This window comes from Pseudomonas gorinensis (assembly GCF_042015035.1).
GTDB classification, from domain to species: domain Bacteria; phylum Pseudomonadota; class Gammaproteobacteria; order Pseudomonadales; family Pseudomonadaceae; genus Aquipseudomonas; species Aquipseudomonas gorinensis.
In genome coordinates, this window is record NZ_CP167125.1 from 2399362 (window position 1) to 2418616 (window position 19255).

22 protein-coding genes are annotated in these 19255 nt (G+C 64.7%); 4 read left to right on the forward strand and 18 right to left on the reverse strand.

Translation table 11 applies throughout. From position 1 onward, the window contains the following. Positions 1-18: 18 nt before the first annotated feature. Positions 19-1863 (reverse strand): MobH family relaxase, encoded by a 1845-nt coding sequence (gene mobH / locus AB7933_RS11030; protein WP_009876620.1) that lies wholly within the window; start codon positions 1861-1863, stop codon positions 19-21. A gap of 305 nt (positions 1864-2168) precedes the next feature. On the opposite strand from mobH, the gene AB7933_RS11035 reads away from it, so the two are divergent. From AB7933_RS11035 to AB7933_RS11045, 3 genes are read left to right on the forward strand one after another with little or no spacing between them, the layout of a single operon-like run. Next, positions 2169-2486 carry a type II toxin-antitoxin system PrlF family antitoxin gene (locus tag AB7933_RS11035; protein ID WP_009876619.1) on the forward strand — a complete coding sequence of 106 codons (318 nt, stop codon included), beginning with the start codon at positions 2169-2171 and terminating at the stop codon, positions 2484-2486. Next, positions 2486-2944, forward strand: coding sequence for a type II toxin-antitoxin system YhaV family toxin (locus AB7933_RS11040; RefSeq protein WP_009876618.1), 459 nt, complete (start codon positions 2486-2488; stop codon positions 2942-2944). Before AB7933_RS11035 ends, AB7933_RS11040 begins: the two co-directional genes overlap by 1 nt. A gap of 27 nt (positions 2945-2971) precedes the next feature. Next, the gene (locus tag AB7933_RS11045; protein ID WP_011871459.1) at positions 2972-3349 is read left to right on the forward strand and encodes a DUF3742 family protein; all 378 of its coding nucleotides are present in this window, start codon (positions 2972-2974) and stop codon (positions 3347-3349) included. Between the two features lie 13 nt (positions 3350-3362). On the opposite strand, the gene AB7933_RS11050 is transcribed toward AB7933_RS11045, so the two are convergent. The 17 genes from AB7933_RS11050 to AB7933_RS11130 form a co-directional block, all read right to left on the reverse strand. Further along, positions 3363-4880 carry a conjugal transfer protein TraG N-terminal domain-containing protein gene (locus AB7933_RS11050; RefSeq protein ID WP_009876616.1) on the reverse strand — a complete coding sequence of 506 codons (1518 nt, stop codon included), beginning with the start codon at positions 4878-4880 and terminating at the stop codon, positions 3363-3365. 15 nt (positions 4881-4895) lie between these two features. Next, entirely contained in the window at positions 4896-5255 is a 360-nt protein-coding gene (locus tag AB7933_RS11055; RefSeq protein ID WP_009876615.1) for a hypothetical protein, read from the reverse strand. Further along, positions 5252-6589, reverse strand: coding sequence for an integrating conjugative element protein (locus AB7933_RS11060; protein WP_009876614.1), 1338 nt, complete (start codon positions 6587-6589; stop codon positions 5252-5254). Before AB7933_RS11060 ends, AB7933_RS11055 begins: the two co-directional genes overlap by 4 nt. A 69-nt stretch (positions 6590-6658) precedes the next feature. After that, positions 6659-7606, reverse strand: a complete 948-nt coding sequence (locus tag AB7933_RS11065) for a TIGR03756 family integrating conjugative element protein (RefSeq protein ID WP_009876613.1) — start codon at positions 7604-7606, stop codon at positions 6659-6661. Further along, a complete protein-coding gene (locus AB7933_RS11070; protein WP_011871456.1) occupies positions 7603-8049 on the reverse strand; it encodes a TIGR03757 family integrating conjugative element protein in 447 nt (148 codons plus the stop codon). Before AB7933_RS11070 ends, AB7933_RS11065 begins: the two co-directional genes overlap by 4 nt. Positions 8050-8207: 158 nt before the next feature. Then, on the reverse strand, positions 8208-8702 hold the full coding sequence (locus tag AB7933_RS11075) for a JAB domain-containing protein (protein ID WP_009876611.1): 495 nt from the start codon (positions 8700-8702) through the stop codon (positions 8208-8210). A 184-nt stretch (positions 8703-8886) separates the two neighbouring features. Beyond that, positions 8887-9651 (reverse strand): DsbA family protein, encoded by a 765-nt coding sequence (locus AB7933_RS11080; RefSeq protein ID WP_011871455.1) that lies wholly within the window; start codon positions 9649-9651, stop codon positions 8887-8889. A gap of 13 nt (positions 9652-9664) precedes the next feature. Further along, positions 9665-12547: a conjugative transfer ATPase gene (locus tag AB7933_RS11085; RefSeq protein ID WP_305453178.1), complete on the reverse strand. Its 2883-nt coding sequence runs from the start codon at positions 12545-12547 to the stop codon at positions 9665-9667. Further along, the gene (locus AB7933_RS11090; RefSeq protein ID WP_003158644.1) at positions 12547-12987 is read right to left on the reverse strand and encodes a TIGR03751 family conjugal transfer lipoprotein; all 441 of its coding nucleotides are present in this window, start codon (positions 12985-12987) and stop codon (positions 12547-12549) included. Before AB7933_RS11090 ends, AB7933_RS11085 begins: the two co-directional genes overlap by 1 nt. Continuing rightward, positions 12968-14398 (reverse strand): TIGR03752 family integrating conjugative element protein, encoded by a 1431-nt coding sequence (locus AB7933_RS11095; protein WP_011871453.1) that lies wholly within the window; start codon positions 14396-14398, stop codon positions 12968-12970. The genes AB7933_RS11090 and AB7933_RS11095 overlap by 20 nt, the downstream gene beginning before the upstream one ends. Beyond that, positions 14388-15305, reverse strand: coding sequence for a TIGR03749 family integrating conjugative element protein (locus AB7933_RS11100; protein WP_009876606.1), 918 nt, complete (start codon positions 15303-15305; stop codon positions 14388-14390). The genes AB7933_RS11095 and AB7933_RS11100 overlap by 11 nt, the downstream gene beginning before the upstream one ends. Then, positions 15302-15991, reverse strand: a complete 690-nt coding sequence (locus tag AB7933_RS11105) for a PFL_4703 family integrating conjugative element protein (protein WP_009876605.1) — start codon at positions 15989-15991, stop codon at positions 15302-15304. The genes AB7933_RS11100 and AB7933_RS11105 overlap by 4 nt, the downstream gene beginning before the upstream one ends. Then, positions 15988-16398 carry a TIGR03750 family conjugal transfer protein gene (locus AB7933_RS11110; protein ID WP_003158639.1) on the reverse strand — a complete coding sequence of 137 codons (411 nt, stop codon included), beginning with the start codon at positions 16396-16398 and terminating at the stop codon, positions 15988-15990. Before AB7933_RS11110 ends, AB7933_RS11105 begins: the two co-directional genes overlap by 4 nt. A gap of 12 nt (positions 16399-16410) precedes the next feature. Continuing rightward, positions 16411-16770 carry a TIGR03745 family integrating conjugative element membrane protein gene (locus tag AB7933_RS11115; protein WP_009876604.1) on the reverse strand — a complete coding sequence of 120 codons (360 nt, stop codon included), beginning with the start codon at positions 16768-16770 and terminating at the stop codon, positions 16411-16413. Positions 16771-16786: 16 nt separating this feature from the next. Beyond that, positions 16787-17020, reverse strand: a complete 234-nt coding sequence (locus tag AB7933_RS11120; protein ID WP_009876603.1) for a TIGR03758 family integrating conjugative element protein — start codon at positions 17018-17020, stop codon at positions 16787-16789. Further along, positions 17017-17397 (reverse strand): RAQPRD family integrative conjugative element protein, encoded by a 381-nt coding sequence (locus tag AB7933_RS11125; RefSeq protein WP_009876602.1) that lies wholly within the window; start codon positions 17395-17397, stop codon positions 17017-17019. Before AB7933_RS11125 ends, AB7933_RS11120 begins: the two co-directional genes overlap by 4 nt. Positions 17398-17533: 136 nt before the next feature. Further along, positions 17534-18436 (reverse strand): bacteriophage abortive infection AbiH family protein, encoded by a 903-nt coding sequence (locus tag AB7933_RS11130; protein WP_017514686.1) that lies wholly within the window; start codon positions 18434-18436, stop codon positions 17534-17536. 104 nt (positions 18437-18540) lie between these two features. On the opposite strand from AB7933_RS11130, the gene AB7933_RS11135 reads away from it, so the two are divergent. Then, positions 18541-19215 carry a hypothetical protein gene (locus AB7933_RS11135; RefSeq protein ID WP_011871451.1) on the forward strand — a complete coding sequence of 225 codons (675 nt, stop codon included), beginning with the start codon at positions 18541-18543 and terminating at the stop codon, positions 19213-19215. The last annotated feature ends 40 nt before the right edge of the window (positions 19216-19255 follow it).

Here is a 19255-nt window from a genome sequence, read left to right on the forward strand (position 1 = left end):
ATCAATGCCCGAATCGCGTCATCCTTCCTGAGTCAGAGCAAGATAGGGATTGTTGGGCGGTATTTCGGCGAGTGCCAAGGACCCATCTTCGAGGAGGTAGCCATGCAGTCGGCGGGACTTCCTCGGGCCCGTGACTTCACAGGTCCAAATGTTCAGGCCATTGGGCTGCTTTCGATGTAGCTGCAGCTTCTCGAAGCGCTTCTGCACCCACTGCCAATCCTGTTGATTCTCCTGCTTGGCGAGTGCGGCCACTTCGGGATGCTCCTGCGCATAGCGTTGGAACACACCCGGGCTGACCAGGTAGGCCGTCTCATTCACCGTATGCACGAGTGCCTTCGCGTCGTTGATGATGAGCCGTCGTGAGGCGATTCCCTGCTTCAGCCAAACCATGAACTGTTCCCCGGATGGCTTCGTTGCCGATGACCCAGGCGTAGGCGCGGGTGCAGGTGCAGGCGATGGAATGGACGTCGCGGCTGTTGCTGGCGCGGGGGTGTGGAGGAACTCCTCGGCATCCTGGCCAACGCCGGCCGACTCACCCAAGCCCACCATCGCGAGCAAATCCTCCATGACGTCGGGCACGGGCTGGGCTGCGGGCGGTGAAACGATGGTGGTGCTGTCGCCCTCCCAAATCGGAGGCTCTTGACCTCCCTGCGCTGGGTTCACCGAGACGGTAGGCGCGGGAGCCGACATGCAGGCGTCGTTTTCCGCGGGCGTCGCGTCGATCTCTACCGTGCCCGCGAAAGGTGCTGGTCGCTCGCCAGACTCCCAGATCAGCGCGGGAGCGAGACGCAACAGGGTGAACGAATGGGACCAGCCGGTCGTGCTGGTCACGGTCGCGCGCCAGACCGCTTTGCCGTCCGAGGTGGGCTGGAGCATGCCGTGGTCTTGCAGCACGTTGAACACGGCGGTGTTGTTCGCAGGAATGCCATCGATCCCCTGAGACAGGAGGTGTGCGCGCAGTTTGTCCGAAACCGTCTTGCTCACCAGCCACAAACCATCCTCGGTGAGCCAGCCATCGGAGGCTTCCGGCTGGTTCAGCTTCAACTCTTCCTTGAGCAGATAACGCAGCCCGTCGAGCAGCTTGCGTTGCAGTGCGTGCTTGGGTGCTGCCATGACGCGGGCCGGATCACCACCCAGCTCCTGAGCCACAGAAGCGCGATCAGCCTGCACGACAAGCTCGCCCAGGACCCCGGCATGCTCGTACTGTCCGGCCAAGACGTAGAGCAGCGGGGCCCATAGCGCCGGGTAGCCACTGAGCCAGTCCAAGACGTGCCGATCGAGCAGTTGGCGGTAGAGCAGACCTGTTGCAGCACTATGCAAGCGGTATTCACGATCCTCACGATAGCGGAAGCGGTACGGCTGGAGCAGCGGCCCGTGCCAGGGATGCCAGGTGTTGCCGTCGGCGAGTTCGACGTGCAGATCGACAGCGATCTTGCCGATGTCGTGCAGTAGTGCCGCGTAGGCGACGGCGGCGGTCCAGGCCTCGGACTGCGCCGCCTGGTCCTCGGGGCTGGCACCGATGGGCAGCAGATGGGACTGGCGCAGCTTCAGGCTGTAGGCGACGATTTCCAGGCCGTGGTCGAGCATGCCGCCCGGGTAAGCGTGATGGTGGCTTTCGGAAGCGGGAAATTGCTGGACCAGCTCGGCATATCGTTCCAGCGGCGTGCGGTACAGGGTGACGAACTGCTTGCGCGAGAGGGAGGTGCGCTGCCAGATGTATTCCAGCAGCTTCTGCCGGCGCGGCGTGGCCAGCAGCGATGCGGCCGACTCGGGCCGCAGCAGCCCTTTCGGGAGATCGAGGGCGGGCGCTGGCGACGGAGCGGCAGCGACCGGAGGTCGTTTCCGCTGGAACAGAAAGAGCATGCGGGTGTCCTGGTGGTGGGCCGAGCGGGGGGCCTTTTCGCCTTTTCGAGGTAGGGCCTTTCCCCTTGCACCCCATTCCCTTGCCCTTTCGGCCCTTTAGCCTTTAACCATTTGGGTATAGGGCGTGGGGCATTGACCGTCCACGGCCAATGCGAGGTTCGGCGGGCCGGATTGATGCGTGAAGGCTTGGTGTTCCCGCCCTACGATGGGCCGATTCTTGGACTCGGGAGGACGCCATGAGACCCCATATTGACATGGTAAGGAATATTCCTTACCATCAGGGCATCGCTATTAGGAGAACGGCCATGCCTGCCATTCATGAAGTTGCCACGCTGACCTCCAAAGGCCAGATCACGCTGCCCAAGCCCATCCGGCAGGCGCTCGGTGTCGATGCCGGCGGCAAGGTTGCGTTCGACCTGCGTGACGGAGAAGTCGTCGTGACCCGTGCCGACGCCGAGCACGAGGACCCCGCCATCGGTGCGTTCCTGAGTCTGCTGGCCCGCGACATCGAGGCGGGCCGGAACGTCCATGGTCTGCCCGAGGATCTAACTCGCGCCATGCTGGAGCAAGCGGGTCACGGCGTGAAGCTGGACGAGGAAATCGACGGCGAAGTGGAACTCTGATGCAACGGCATGGCTGGGCATTGCTGTTCCACGACTGTGTGATCGAGCAGTTGCAGAAGCTGCACGCAGCCGCACGGCGCGCGCAGGAGAACGACCCGGAGGGCTTCGAGTCCAACGCCAACGTCAAGCTCTTCCGGGCCTTGAACCAGTTGATATTAGATGTGGTGCCCGGTGATCCGGCACGCGACGAGTACCGCCAGGGCAACACCCTGGGGCTGGCCCACCGGCACTGGCGAAGGGCCAAGATCGGAAGGCGGTTCCGGTTGTTCTTCCGGTACGACTCGAAGGCCAAGGTCATCGTGTACGCCTGGGTCAATGATGAGCAGACCTTGCGGTCTTCGGGGAGCAAGTCAGATCCCTATGCCGTGTTCGAGAAAATGCTCGGACGTGGAAATCCACCAGACGATTGGAACGTATTGGTGCAGGCAAGCAAGCAGGATTGGAGCAAACTGGAATAGGCATTCCTCATGTAGCAGGAGACGACCATGAACACGACAACCCGCATCAGCACCGCAGAACGCCTCGGCCGCAGCGTTGGCCGTGGATGGCGCGCCTATGCGCGCGGCGAGCGAAGGTTGTCGTGTTGGCTCGCCTCCAAGGGGATGCCGCTTGCCGGGGCCACCGTGCTCGTATGGGTAGTGAAGCTGGTCGCGCTGGGATTGCTGTTCTACGCCGCGTTCTGGCTGGCGTTGGTGCTTCTGGTTGGGGTTGCCGCAGCATGGACGGCCAGCAATTCGACGGTCAATGATGATCGCTGGACGCAACCGGACGAACTGCGAAACGGCGAGGCAGGCTTTGGCCTGTATTCGTCCAGCGGTCAGCGGATCGACCCGCACGACCCGAACGATCCGTTCAACGACTGAAATGGGCGACCGATCAAAGCACCTTGCCGGTAACCTTGTTTACGCCTGATCCCGCGCTGTCGCGTGCTTCCTTGGAACCGACAGCCAGGTTCTGAGCGATTACCCCGGCTTTTACTCCGACCCACCCAAGCGCTGCCACCCAGAAAGTCGGCAGGACCAAGAACATCGTGCCGGTGACGAACATCAAAAGCATGTCGCCGAAGGCATTGTTCAGCCCCACCAGCGGGTCGAAGTTGGTATGCGGCCGGTTCCAGCCAAAGCCCCACCCGTAGAGCGCATCGAGGATGGTGCTGTCGATCCAGCGTGCGAGCTGAAACCAGAAGTCCGTGAAGAACAGCGCGAACTGGACGGTGCTGACGGTGACGACCATCTTCAGGTCATAGGTGCCCACGACCAGCACTAGCGGAATGCAGATCACGAGCGCCATCTTGAGCAGCGCGAGCACCATGGGCAGTGCTTGGCGCACTACGTCCATTGCCGGGAAGGCGGCGAGAGCCCCAACCGCCAAGCCAACATCGCTGGTGGCACGGTTGACGACATTGGGCAATGTCTTGTCGATCTGACCGCCGTAGTCCGTATAGACGCTGCCTTGGTTCAATTTCTGCTGCCGCGGTGACGCGATGGCGCGGATCACGGAGTCGTCCACCTCGGCCCGGCTCAGGAATCCAGCCCAGCCCGCCAGGCGATTCAGCAGGCTTGGGTCCACTTGCCCCAGCAGCCGCGCGCGCAGTCCGTTACTGCCGTCGGACCACCACTGCCTGCAGGTCGGGTAGCCGCCACCATTGGCAACCTGCGCAAGCCCAGCGTCGCGGGTGTCGTCATAGGGCCATGCCTCGCGCGCCGTGCTAGAGCGGTAGCTGTCGTAGTAACCGCCCGTGTCCGTGAAAAACCTCGAACCGATCCAGGTCACATCGTTCATCTGCGTTTCGTCCAGCTCCGGCCGCGCCATGAACAATTTGGCGCGAGCCGGTCCATAGCAATCGTGCGTGAAATCCGCCACTTCTTGGGCCAGCACCGGGTCGTCGATGCGTGTGGCATCGATCTCCATCCGCATCTGCCGCAGATCCGTGCCGCACGGGATCGCAGCCACCGAGGCGCTCGTGACGGCGCGCGAAAGCGCGTGCATGAAAGCCCACCAGACCGGAACCTTCGCCGACTGGTTGTTGATGGTGCTGAAGGACTGCGACCAGCCAGTTTGCGCGGGCTGCGGCACGCTGACCTGGCACTGCGCCGAGCGCGAGCTGTCGTACTGGATAGTGCTGAGGTCGACGTCGATGAACGGAATGCCGGCGAACATCACGACCACGATGGCCACAAATACTCGGTTCTCGATGCGCGCCGCCGAGAGCACGCCCTTGTTGCCTTCGTCGGCGCCCTCCGCTCTGGCCTTGAGCCATTCCTGGATGACGATCGCCACAAAGGGCAGCGCAAACACCCCGCTGGACACCAGCACGGCCCAGATGCCGTTGTTGACGATCCAGGACACGAGGGTGAGGTAGTACTCCAGGTAGTCGGTCGTGAAAAGCGTCATTGCCTCGATCTCCCCTCAAGCGGCCTGCATCAACAGGCTGGCTTCGAGCGCCACAATGGCAAGGACGCCGGCGACCTCTGCGCGGATCAGCCGACGTCGCGCCTGCGTGCTGTCTTCGCGGGCCAGCAGCCGACGGCGCATCCAGACCCATCCATAGGCCGTACCGCCGTACAGGCACAGTCGCCAGATGAAGAAATACCCTGCGGACGCCGCCAGCCACCGCTCCCAGGCCGCGACACTGCCGACCAGGTAGATGCCCGCGACGTTGGCCCCTACGGCGGCGGCCACGACCAGCACAAGCCATAGCAGGGTTTTCGCCGCGTGCCGGCTGAACAGCCAGCGTAGTGGACGCCAAGTCATGCGAGCCTCGCTCATGGCCGACCTCCCGGATTGCCCTTCTGGAGTTGGTCGAGACGGTCGGGCACCGGATCGCCCTCGTAGATGCCGCGCGAACCCGAAGCGCGCGTGCTATGGCGCTGAATGATGGCCATCGGCGAGTTGTTGGCCAGCTCGCGGCGCAGTTCCAGTTCCGTTTTGAGGTTCTGGATCTCGCGGTCGAGCGTATCGCTCTCCTTGTTCACGGCCTCCACCGCAAGCTCGTTGGCCGCGACGTTGGGCTCTTTCTTGCCCGTGAGCAGCGTGCGCTGTAGCAACAGCGCCTTCTCCAGCACGGAGGACAGCGCGACCTCGGACGCCAGGCGCTGCGACAGCAGGTGCTGGTCCGGCTCGTCACGCAGCGCCTCGATCACGCCGCGGGTGATGGGCAGCGATGCACTGCCAGCCTCGCGCAGGTTCTCGGGCGTCGTGTTCTTCGCCTTGGACACCAGATCCTGGAGCGCCTGCAGCTTGGCGTCGTATTCTTCTTGGATCAACGGCGTCAGCCCTACGCCGGGCGTCGTCTCGGTCTTGGTGCAGGCATCGCAAGTGCGCTGTTCCTTCTCGCCGAGTACGCGCGTGGCCCACTCGACGGCGGCCTGCGGCGAGGTCCAGGTCTGGCACGAGAGACTGCTGCAACTGGTCGGTGCGATGGACGATGTATCGGTCACGCCGCGGCCGTTGACCAGGTTGTAGCCGGCGCGGGTGACATCGCCGACGACCTTGATCGCGGGCTGGCCGGAGCCTCCCGCGTTGCTGCCCCCGACCCACGGCACACCGTCATTGCCGCGGCGCGTCTCGGCCTGCTCGACGGCCGAGACCGCATCCGTGCTCGACACCGCATCGCGCAGCGCCAAGCCTTCTGCCATCTGGCTCCAGCCGAGCTGCCCGCCCGCCGTCTCGGCCATCCTCTCCGCCATGGCACGGCACGTCAGCTTGGAGCGGTCGAAATCGAGCCGTGCCTGCAACACGCCATTGGTGAGCAGGTTGTAGAGGCCGGGATCGGCCCGCTGAATGATCAGTGCCGGCAACGACGCCACCGCGCTGGTGGCGCTTTGGATCACCGATGACATGATTTGCTGGAAGCCGTTGGTGACGCCGTTGAGCTGATTCTTCAACGTGGTCTGGATGCTCATGTCACCGCAGATCAAGTTGCTGTTCCAGCCCACGCCGACCCCGAGAGAGCGCATGCCAGCCGCACGTCCCATCGACACGGCGTTTCCGCCGCCGATCGAGTACATGACGTCATCGCCGATGACACTGCCGCCGGTCTGGTAGCCCAGTTGGCTCCAGGCCACACCGCTCGTCAGCGCGAGCGCACCGGCCACCGCCATGACGATCCTCGTGCGACGTACCCGGCGGGAGAACGGATTGAATGCAGGACGGAACTTCATGGCACCACCTCAGAGGAAATCGACGCTGCCGAGAAACACCTGGCCCCGGCGTTCGCAGCACGCATAGGGCCGCCACAGCGCCCAGGCGTAATCGCCTTGCCGGGCCTGTGTCAGGGCGCCGCTGCGCGGGAAGACCGAGCAGGACGAGGACAGGACTGGCGTGAGTTCCTGCCACTTGCCCGTCGAGGCATCGCTCTCCATGAGCGCGCCAGCCGGCCAGTAGCCATCGCGGGAGTTGGCGAGCAGCGGCTGATAAACGTGGATCTGTCCCCGGCGCGTGACGACATCGCCTGCGCGCTGGGCCACCACTGCACTGGCCTTGTGGTCGTCGGTCTGGTGCAGGAAACCCCCGCGGGGATACACGTTGCCCCAGAGGTTCATCGTGGTGCGTGCACCGACCTCACGCATGCCGGGAATTAGCGCCTCCGGGTAGGCCATCTCGGGCACGTTGTAGCGCCAGGCCAGCGTGTCCAGGGTGCCGAGCAAGTACGGCATGAACGCCGTGCCCGCACCCTCGCAGAAGTAGCCCGAGGACGACACGAACTGGTTGAACACCTCGACGCCCGGGTGCCCGATGACGTCCGCGTTCTTGAACTTGGCGAGGTTGTTTTCGTGGTCCTCGTTCGTCGTTCCGTCCCCGCCGGTTTGGGCGGATGGGTTGGGCGTGCTCATCGGCCGGACTTCGATCCAGGGGTTTTCGCCGGTGTTGCTGTAGCTGGAGACGATCGCATCGGGGATGTAGTGGCGGACCTTGATGGACGTGCGTACCGTACAGCCCGTCCAGGTGCAGTAGAGCCAGTAGCAGATCCCGACGACGCGGTATTCGAGGCAGTCTGGCGATGCCACCGAGCCGACGATGGTTGCGGTGTTGAGCGCGTAGCTGCCCGTGGCGCTGAGCAGCAGAACGGACGCCACGCCAGCACGCAGGCGGCGCATCAGGTCGAATGGGCGGGTCACGGCTGGGCCCTCCAGTGCTGCTCGATGCGAGCGACTGCGCGGGCCACATCCGGTTCGCCATAGACGACGTAGCGTTGATCCACCACGACGGCCGGGATGCTGGTGATGCCCAGGCTCCACGCGTCGGTGACGCCCTGGTAGGCGGAAGCGATGCGGCGTTGGAGATCGGTGCCGCCGCTGTTCAGTCGGCGCTTGACGATGGCGGTCGCCTGCTCGGGTTCGGCGGGCAGTTCCGCAGAAAGCTCCGCTTCGATCCGGTGCGCTTCGTCCAGCTCGATCAGCCGCTCGCCGCCCATGGTCTTGACCGGATGGCGGCTGTCGGTGATGACCAGCACATCGGCAGCGAATGTGGCCGGACTAAAGACACCCAAGGACACCGGCAGTGCAACGGCCAGGCCAAGGGCTCGCCAGCTTGGCGCGAACCTGGGAAAAGATGCTGGCATGACACGTGCCCCGGAAGTTGATCAGGGCCATAGTCAAACGCCGAATCCGGTGCAGCCCCCACAAACAATGCGCATCGCGGACACCCCGCATACCTGCTTGCTTCGGGGCAAGGAAGAAACGGAGGCCGAAGCCCCCGTTGTGATCAATGAACGATGCGCTACAGCAAGCTGTGCTCCGCGAAGGAGTACGGAATCCCCTGGCCAACGATGATGTGATCCAGTACCCGAACATCGATCAGCGCCAGCGCTGCCTGCAGTTGCTGGGTCAGCGCACGATCGGCGCTCGACGGCTCAGTGACACCCGAGGGGTGCTGGTGCGCGAAGACCACTGCGGCGGCTTTCAGCTCCAATACACGCTGCACGACGACACGGGGATAGACCGCAGTCGAATTGATCGTGCCCCTGAACATCGGCTCGTAGGCCAACACTTGGTGCATGCTGTCCAGGAAAACGATTGCGAATACCTCGTTGGGCTCAGCGACCAGTTTTAGACGCAGGTAGTCCCGCACGGCGGCCGGTCGGCTGAGGCACGGTCCGACTTTGAAGATCCGTCTCTCCAGCAGCGCGATAGCCTGCTGGATGATCCAGTCCTCACGCTGGGCTGCGACAGCGGAAAGCGACTCCACGCAGGAGTCATTGACGACGAGAGACATGGCGAACCTCCGGATGATGAGATCAGAGGGCGCACGCCCTGGGAGGGCAAGCCCTCCTGGGGATGAGAACAACGGAACAAGGTGCATCCACCACCACGCAGAGGTGATTGTTCGCGGCCAGGATGCGGAGCGAACGGGGAGCGGTCAGCGCAGAAGACTGCGCCGTAGCCTCAAGGACCGCGGGCTACCTGGGCATGTCGCCGACAACGTCGGCAGGCATTTCGGTGGCGGGTGTGGCGGGTGGTTCATCAGCGGACAGCATGTCCATGGCCGACAGCAAGGCATCGCCTTCGATCGGTCCCTGCAGCAGGATGGACTGACCCGTCTGGCGATCGAGCAGGCGCAGCGACGGCGTGGCCGTCACGCCGCTTTTCGTGGCTTCCGCGGCCTGGGCGCGGATGGCCGCGTCGACCCGCTCGCTTGCCATGCACTGCTCGACGGCCGGCGTCGATTCGGGGTAGCGCAGGCCATCGGGCAGTCCCAGGCCGTCGCTGCGCGTGTGGGCATAGACCCACTCGACGGCTCGCCAGAAGGCAGCATGCCCGCCGGCTTCGGCGACGCACTCGACCAGACGCGCCTCGGCCAACGCGGCCGGCTCGTGCGCAGCCAGCGGCTGGTGATGCCATTGCAGGGTCACGTCGGCGTTGCTGCCGACCCAGCGCTTGAGCTGCGGGAAGTACTCCCGGCAGAACGGACATTCCAGATCGGCATAGAGCGTCAGTGTGAAACGGCCCTCGGGGTTGCCCATTTTCCAGGGCGGCCCGGCCATCTGCGCCGTGCTAGCCGGCGTGGGCGACTGCGATGAGGATTCGCCGGGCGACCGGGACACGAGCCAGATCAGCAGCAGCGCGACCAGCGCAGCAGTCAAGGCCCAAGGCCAGCGGGGCCGCCTGTGGCGACGGCGGAACGCCTGGACTTGTATCGGAATGGAAGGACGCTTCTGCTCCATGGTGTTCTCCGGCTTACGACAGTTCCAAGGCCGGCGACTCGATGCCGCGTGCCTGGTCGATCTTCTCGGCGACCTTGAAAGCTGCTTCCAGCTCGGTGCAGCCGTATTGCTGCATGAGCTGGTAGCGCTCTGCCTTCTCTTCGGGTTCGGTTTGCGCGAGCGCGAGGTACAGGCTCGGCGGCACGGCGCGGAACAGCACTTCCATGCTCTTGGAGAGGATGACGCCCTCGGTGAATTTCCCCGCCTCTTTGCGCGCCGAAAGCATCAGCGCTTTCTGCGCCGGCGAGAGTTCGCGGAACCTGGCGATCTTCTCCACTTCGTCCGGCGGCATCGACAGGCACACCCACCACTCGATCATGTTGAGCATGGGCTCTGCGGCGCGCGGCAGATCGTCGATGTTTTGCGTCGCCAGCCAGAACCAGGCGCCCAACTTGCGCCACATTTTTGTAATTTTCACGACATAGGGCGCGAGCAGCGGGTTCTTGGTGATGATGTGCCCTTCATCGGTCACGTTGATGATCGGGCGGCCCAGGTACTGGTCGCGCTCGGCGATGTTGTTCACCGTGCTGATCAGGCTGATGTAGGCGATGGAAAGCTGCGCGTTGTAGCCTTCGCGGGCATAGGTCGCCAGATCGACCAGGGTGATGTCGGCCTCGGGCCACGGCGTGCCGTCGCGGTCGAACATTTCGCCATCGGTGCCTTGACAGAACATGTCCATGGCATCTGCCATCTCCAGCAGCCGCACGCGCCGCATCTCTGGCAGCGTTGGGTCCTGGCCGCGCTCGCGCAGCGCGTTGCGCACGTCGCGCGTGAGCACCGTGCGCTTCTCGGCCACGCAATGCTCGGCGGCGTCGAGGATGCACTGGCGGATGAGCGAGCGATCGGCCCGCGTCATCCGGGCCTCTTCTTTATCCTCGCCGCCGGTGATCATCAGCCGTGCGGTGATTTCCAACTCGCCGAGTACGTCGCGCTGCTCGTCCGCTTCCATGGCCGATGCATCGGGTGGCATGTCCTCGTCCAGCACATCGGCATCCAGCGTCTGCACGTCGCTCGGCGTTTCGATCAGCCGACGCGCGTCGGCGAACGGCGCCAGGCTGATGCCCGAGCCAGGGGCCAGCTTGACCCGGTTCACAGTCAGGCCCAGGCGCTTGGCGAAATCGCTGAACAAGCCGAAGCTGTTGCCGGCTTCCACGATGAAGAGGCGCGGCCGGTAGATGGCCGTGACCTGGTTCAAGAGGTTGTTGAGCGTTGCGCTTTTGCCGGAGCCGGTGGGGCCGAACAGGAACAGGTGCGCGTTCATCTGCCGATCCAGGCGGTTGAGCGGGTCAAAGGTGATCGGCCCGCCGCCTCGATTGAAGAACGTATTACCCGGATGGCCCGTGCCCTGGCTGCGGCCCCAGGCCGGTGAGAGGTTCGCCACGTGCTGGGCGAACATCAGTTGGGTGAACCAGTTCCGTCGATCCTGGCTCGGGTTGTAGCAGCACGGCAGCCAGCGCAGATAACTGTTCAAAGGCGCGACTTCATCGTCCTCGCGCACGGGCTGCAAACCGGCGTTAAGCATCACGTTCGCCAGATCAAGGCCGCGCCGGTCCAGTTCGGCTTCATCCCGGCCGCGCAAATAGAACGCCAGTGTTCCCCGGTACAGCTTGTGCGCGCTGCCGATCAGCGAGCGGGCCTCCTGCACATCCTTGAGCGTCTGTTCCGATGCCAGTGTTTCGCCGACTGCCTTCTTCGCCAGGTGGTTCAGGTGCGATTCGAGGATGTCCTGGGGGGTCGCCACCATGGTCAGACACATCGTCGTGTCCTCGGGCATCTGATCGAACAGCGTATTGATCGCATCGCCTTTGCGAGTTTCGCCAGTCAAATGCCCCGTGCCGGGCGGCATGCGCAGCCGGTCAGTGACCAGCACACGATGCGGCATGCCGTCGAAGTGCCAGGTGCCGTGCTCCGCGTCCGAACGTGGCTGGCTGAAGAAAAGCCGCTGGCTGAAATCCCGTCCGCTCGCCAGCTCGATCTCACCGTCTTCTGTCTCGTCGGGGTAGCGTGCCAGCGCATAGAAGCGTTCGCGGTCCTCGACCCCAGGGCCGAGCAGCGTGGGACGCGGGTTAAACCACCGCAGTAGCCAGTCATGGACGTCGGCCGCGACCATGCGCCGGGCCTGGATGCCGGCGTTCGCCAGCCCGCCACACAGGCGATCACAGACGATGTTCAGCATCTGCTCGGGCGTCTGGCCGCGGCGGCTCGCCTGCCCGGTGGCCCGGCGATAGACGACCATGCGCACGCGCCGCGTCTGGCCGCGCCAACGCAGCCGCGTGACCACCGTGTCCTCGAACAGCCCGCCCGGCTTCGCTACCGCGCGCAGGTGGTGTCCGAAGAAGCGAAGGTAGAACTCGGTGAAAGCCGTATTGCGGGCGCGCGGCTGCACGTAGTCGCGCAGGGTCTGCATGTACTGGTCGAAGCTGGGTTCGTCCTGGGCGTAGAGCTGGAGTACCCAGGGGTTCTCGTCCAGTTCATCGAACGAGTCCTGGAGCGCGTTCTCCAAGGCGTCGCGGGCATGCGCGAGCCAGCCGGATTCCCGGCCCTCGGTGCCCAGCGGCACCAGCTCGTAGAATGCCGCGACCGATTGCCCGTCTTCCAGCAGCATGGACTTCGAATCGGGCAGGAACTCCACCCAGGGCAGGAATTCCGCGAACGACGGCGCGACGTCGTACAGCGCCTGCTCGTCGGCCACGGTCGCCGGCCTGCGGCCATGGACCGCCGTGCCGGGTTCTGGGATGCCGGCCTGGCGCAAGGCCTCGACGTGGCGTTGCCAGCCCTCCGGCCGCTCGTCATCGCCTGCGCCGGATGCGGCCAGCTTCGGCGCGGCCGACTTGTGCCAGGGGAGTTTCCAGCGCATCAGTAGTCCTCCACGCGCTCGCCCGGCATGGCGTACTGCACGCGCTGGTACAAGGGAAAAACCGTCGTATAGCCCGGCACGGGCACCGGGTCCGTGCCTGCCAGGTGCGGGTACACGTACATCACCAGGTCGGGATTCGGCAGGCGCTGGAACTGGCGATAGACCTCGTTGCGCGCTGTGCGCGTGTAGCGCATCTGCTCGGCGGGCGCGGCCTGTACATCCATCTCGGTCAGCGGCCGGCGCAGGCTCTGGCGCGCGTCGAGCAATTGCCTGCGTGCCACCTGGCCGGCGCCACCGCCGCCGTCACCGGCGTTCTGCTGCCAGATGTCCATCATCGTGCTGTCGCCGTGGGGCAGCAGCTTTTCCTTGCTGGTGGCGCAGCCGCCGAGCACCGCGACGGCAAGGGCCAGCGCCAGGCCCTTATTCAAGTTCGAGAGCATGGCTTTCTCCTGCACGGTGATCGACCTTGCGACCTTCGGGATCGAAATCGATGGCGAGCGGCTTTTCGAGGTGGACGGCGACCTTTGCGCCGGGTTGGACATAGACGGCGGCGAAGGCCTGGCCGTACAACTTGTTCACCCAATCGGCCATGTCGCGCACGCCACCGGCCAGGATGCGACCTACGGCCTCGTTGCTGGAAATGCCGACGCTGCCGATGGAACCGTCTGCGCCCACGTAGGACATCTGACCGCTGTCGCTGTCGATGAGCGAGGCCACGCCAGCACCCGCCGCGGTGATCAGCGCCTGCGAACCGAGGTACTGCTGGGCGTTGCTGCGCCGCTCTCCGCTGACGCAGGGAATGCCATAGGGATCGCTGATCCAGCCCAGGCCCCCACTTTGAGAGTTCTGCTGCTGGTTGTTCTGCTGGTTGCCGTCGCGGTCTTCGGGAATCGTCCGAATGGTCCCGTCATGGAACACAAAGGTGATGCTGCGCACCTGGCCGCGCACGCAAGAGAGCGTCCAGTCGCCCGAGGCCGTGCCGGAAAACACGGCGCCCGCCACGTCGGGAATGTCGATACCGTTTGCCGTGAGATTGTCGGGACCGACCAGGACTTTGAACGGATACGGATCGTTGACCGTACCGTCGATCGGCACGCGGCCGATCAGCGCCGTCATTGCCACCGATCCCATCAGCGTCGAGTTGGTCGGCACCGTATAGACCGGCTTGGCGCTCTTGACGCCTGCGGCGCGGGCGCCCGCGTTCGCCACGGTTTGTGCCGTGGTTTCCAGCGTGCTCTGCGCGGGGCCGAAGCTCGTCGGAAAGCTCATGCCGCCACCCGTGCCGCGACTGCCGTTACGCCCATCAGCGGGCTTCGCGTCGTCCGGCTCGACCCAGCGCACGCCGCCTTCCATGCCTGCCTCGTCGCCGTTACGCAGCCCCAGGCCCACGGGTAGATCGGCGTGGCCGCCGCCGCGCCCGCCGATGCCTTCCAGGCGCCGCTGCAGGTCGGCGAGCAGTCCCTCGGTCTGCTGGCGTTCGCTGGCTGCCTGCTGCTGGTCGCGGCGCAGGTTGGAGCGCTCGGTCTCCAGCGCCGAATTGATGCGCTGGTCGATCGAGTTCTCGCGTTGGCGCAGGCGCTGGTTCTCTTCGCGCTGGGACTTGTTGTCGGACAGCGCCGTCTGCAGTTCGGTGCGCAACTGCTTCACTTGCGCCACGAGCGTCGCCACGGTATCGCGGGGGGTATCGCCCTCGATGCCCAGCGCCTTCATCTCCTCCGGCGTGAGCTTGGCGCCGGCATCCGCAGCGGGCGGCGCCGACGAGCCTCCACCCGAAAACAGCCGGATGGCGACGAACAGCACCAGCAGGGCCACGGGGATCATTAACCACTTCAGGAGTCCGTTACTGCGCATGGCGGGCCTCCTTGTCGTCGGTGGCCTCGGCTTCGGGCTGCGGCAGATGCACGGCTGGGTCGAAGCGGTTGATCGCCGGCAGCAGCGATTGCGCGAGGCCGTGCCCCCGCGTCACCAAGTACAGGACGGTCGTGTCCTCTGGCGTCCCGCGCGGGCCGAGTGCTTCGTGCTGGAAGGTGGCGGTGAGGAAATCGCCCTGCAACACGCGCGGGTCCAGGGTGATCCAGCCGCCGCTGCTATTGGTGAGGCGCACGGCTGTGACCCACTGGTCTTCCAGACGCCACGAGGCGAGCGCAACTGCGCGCACCGGCAGCGTCGGCACCAGCGTGCCGAGGTCGAGATCGCGGCGCAGGTTCACCCGCATGACGCCCGGCAGCGGCTCCACGGTGCGCAGCGGTGCGTAGAGGTTCTGCGCGGCGAAGCGCGTCAGCACGACCGGAACCGGGGTTTCACGCCGCGCTGCCCGCGCGCCTGCCTGGTCCTGGGCGCGCGCCGGGGCGTCGTCTGCTCCGTCGGCTTGATCGCCATAGCGCGTCGGGGCGCTGTCGCCCTCGACGATGCGCACCGGCTCCAACTCGGCTTCGCCGTCCTTGGCCGGCTCGGCCGCGATATCGAGCAGAATCAGCGCGCCCGTGTCGGCATCCTGCAATTGCAGCCGTGTGGGCTCGATCGGCTCGCTCGCGCGCAGGTACACCGCGCCGCCCGCACTCTGCACCCGCAAGCGCTCGCCGACGCCCGCGGGCACGCCCACGCGGACGTTCCGGTTGATAAACACGACGCGCTCCTGCCCGACACGCAGGGGCACGGCCAGGGGCATGCGTTCCCAGCGAAGGATCTCCACGGCCTGGGCAAAAGGAGCCGAGGCGACGGCCAGCAGCCCCAGCAGTGCGAGTACAAGGTGCTTCATGGGGTTTCTCCTTGAGGCGCTTGCGGAGACAGGCCGCCAGGTGCCGGGCGCGACGGCTCCGGTGTGCTGATGCGCTGGGGCGCACCCTCGTAGCAGTCGAGCGCCAGGCCAAACGGATTGCGAGCGGGATCGATGTCCACCCGCGTGACTTTCACGGGGTAGCGCACCAAAGCCCGCTTGACTTGTTCCGCCCCGTAGTACTCGTCTGCGGTGATGTCCAGCGTCACCACCCAGTCGCGGTCGGACACCACGCGCACGCGCGCCGTGGGGTCGTCACCGTAGCCGCGACCGGGGATTTCGTAGATGCCGCGCACGCGCTGACGCAGCTCGCCCGTGGAGCGGCGATAGTCGTAGTCCGCCCGCAGGAAGGCCTGGCAGGATGGGGTGAGGTACGGCGAGAGCGTGTGGAGATTACGCGCATAGTCCTCTTCGCCATTCGTCGGCCAGCGGTTGAGGGTCTGAAACACGTAGAACGTGAACGCATAGACCGATTCGGGCGGCACTTCCCACCACTTGCGGGTACTGCCGGAGCGCAGATCAGGCGGGACGTGGATGGTCAGGTCGCGCGGAGCGCTCCACCAGCCGCCGCCCATGACCAGGGCGACGATGACCAGCGCGCCAGCACCCAGGCGAAGCGTCTTGATGTGCGCCTGCAGATGGGTGATCTCGTTCTTGAAGCGGCTCATCGTGCCCCCCTTGCAGCAGACCTTCGGGTGGTCCAGAAGCCGGAGCGTGAGATCAGCACATGGCCGCCCACCCAGCCCGCCACCAGCGGATAGCGCGTGGCGATGCGCCACTGGAGTTGCCGATACAGCCAGGTGTCGGGACGCCCACGCTTGAGGCGACGCAGGATGCCGCCCCCGATGAACACGCCGAAGGCCACGCCCAGCACGACGAACGTGGGCGCGAGCGCGATCGTGCGGAACACCCAGGACAGCGGCGCACCGACCAGCAGGCCGGCGGCGCCGGACAGGCCGCAGCAGATCCACAGCTCGTCGGCGGTGAGGCCGCGCACGACAACGGGATGGCGGTTGAGCCGGTGCGGAAGGAACGTGACCGTCCCGTCAGCACGGACGTGCTGCTGCTCGGACATACCGGCCTCGCCTTACAGGATGCCGGTGGCTTCGGTGAGCAGCCAGATGCCGATCACGAGCAGCACCGCGCCGATGGCGACCGTGAGGCCGAATTGGCCCCAGGTTTTGCGACCAGTGTGGATTTCCGCGTAGGTGCCGTAGGCGTGGTAGCACACGCCAATGAACATCGACGCCACAACCAGCAGGGCCACGAGCATGATGATGTCGTAGCCGTAGTTCCTGATCGTTTCCATGATGCCGTTGCCCGTGCCGCGGGTCGGGTTCTCCAGTTGCGGCAACCCCTGCGCGAACGACAGCGCGGGCAGCGCGGCGGCGCCCAGAGCCACGGTGGCGCGCTGGACAAAACGGGAAGTGAGGATGCGGTTTTGCATGGTCAGGCCTTTCAGGTCAGGAGAGGAGGAAGAAACTCAGGACGAGGTACATCGCGACGAAGCGGATGCAGACGCCGAGGAACTGGCGCTGGTTGAGGTGGCTCTCGGACCACCCCACGTAGGCCGTTCGGATGGCCCAGACGCCCCAGACGAGCAGGACCGCGAACACGACGCCGACCAAGACGGTCGCCATCGCGGAAGGCGCGATGCCGCTGTTGGCTTGAAATGCCGAGACCTGGGCGCCGTTCATGGCTTGACCTCCGCGGTCGTCGGCGATGGCTCGACGGCCCGCTCAGTGCGGTAGTCGCCGGCCAGTTCGGAGGGGTCGCGCGGCTGGGCACGCGAAGGTGAGAGGTGGGCCTGGATACCGGCGCGCACGCGCGCTAGGTCAGCCAGCAGCCGCGGGTAATCGAAGTGGTAGCGCTCTCCCGGCTGGATGGGGGCATGCGCGGCGCTGTCGGCGACGGTGCGCTCCAGCGCGTCGAGCTGGCGCAGCGCCGCGACCAGTTCCTGGCGCTGCGTGGGGGGCTCGGCCAACGCCATCGGGGACTGGCCCAGCAGGAGGGCCGTCACGAGAAAAGTGGGCACGCCGCGATGCGCGGCGCGCAGCCAGATCGGAGCCAACATCGCGCCATTCCTGTGAAATCAGCAATGGCTTGATCGTGGAGATCAGGGCTGCTTTAGGCCACAAACAATAGGAACTGGGGCCGACCGGATTAGGTGCGCAGCGATCCGCAAATACAGGAGCGAACGACGCTTTGTTCTACAGTGCGTCCCAAGAAGATGGCTGTCCAGCACCCGGCCACAAACCCAGGGCGACGAGCCGTTGTTCCTTATCAGGCCACTCTTGTTTGCTGCGGCATGCGACTGTCCATCGCGCCGCGGCAACGCTGGGCTGCTGAAGGAGCGCCTGGAAGTAGATCGCATCCACGGGGGACAGAGAGTGGCCAAGCACGACGACCTTCTGGATGGCTCCCAACGCCTGAAAAAACGTCCTATGCTGGGCGATCAGTTCCTCGGAACGCTTGAAGGTGGCTGAGAAGTAGTCGTCGATGATGTCGTTGGCTTCAGCCACCCGGGTATCGATCTCCTCGATATCCGGACGGTCGTTGAGCGAGGGGCGGGATTGGGGATTCCAGGCGTGGCCCAAGACCAACTCATCGTCTGCCGCATCGGATCGGCCGTGGATGTGCAGAACACGTGCCAGATCGATGCCATAGAGAGTGTCCAACGTGCTCGTGTAGTTGAAGGTCAGGAACAGCGCCTGTGGATCCAGCGTCGCAAGCCGTCGCGGGGCGGTGTCGTGTGTCGGGATGGGCAAGTCTCGGATCCATTCGGCAAAGCGCGTCCGAAGCCCCTTGGACAGTCGCTCGACGACGTTCCCCACCTCGTACTGAAAGTCGTGGTGCCCTGAATCACTCCAGTCCTCGGCACCATAGGCCCCCATGAAGTGCCCCAAGTTGTCGACCAGCATATCGGCATCCAGTTCAGCCAGGGCTAATTCCAAGTCGCACCAGTCGTCTCCGGCTGGAAGGTAGTCCTCGACCTCGCGATGAATGTCCCGGTCTGTGGCCAGGACATACTCCTTGAACTGTCCGAGGCCCGATGGAATGCCGTGCCACAGGTCGAATCCATTGCCGACTACATAAAGCGTGGTGGGGTGCACGGTGTGCTCCTTAGGTCCCAAGAATCCGAAGTGTCTGGGCATTGAAGGTTATGGTCGATATAGTAATATCAAATAGCGTAAATAACCCATTTGAGGAGTCAGTCATGAGCGTCGTTGCAGACCGTCTCGGCGTGTCGACCCTTGTGGGTACGCCCAAAGAGATTCAGGCTCAACTCGCTCGGTCGCAGGCTGACCACGTGCTGGTGGTGGCGTTCGACCACATCAAGCCCAGTGTTTTCGCGGCATTGGCGGAAAACTTCACCAACGTCGCTTCATCCATGTTCGAGGTGCTGCTTGAACGTCAGGACCGCGAATCGCTCGAACGGCTGGCAGAAATGCTCGTGCCGCGCAATCCGCTGTCGCCCCGGCTGCTCAAGGAAGCGAGCCTGCTGGTGCAGGCGCGTAAGGCGGTGTTGGAAAGTGGAGACTGGTTGACCGCCGCGAACATCGCACAACTCGCGGAACTGAGCACCCGGAACCCGAGCGCTCAGCCCAATAAGTGGAAGAAGCAACGCCAAATCTTCGCTATCAACCACGGTGGCATCGATTACTTTCCGGACTACGGGCTGGATCGTGACGCTGGTTTCCGTCCACTGAAATCGCTGGCCAAAGTGATTGAAACCTTCGAAGGACACAAAGACGGCTGGGGCATGGCTTATTGGTTCCGCTCCGAAAACAGCTTCCTGGGTGGAAATCGTCCCCAGGATCTACTCGCTTCGGCACCGGACCGTGTCATTGCGGCCGCTGTGGATGAAATTCTTGAAATGACCCATGACTAAGCGATGCGCCAATCTGCCCGCCGATGGCGAGCCACCTAGT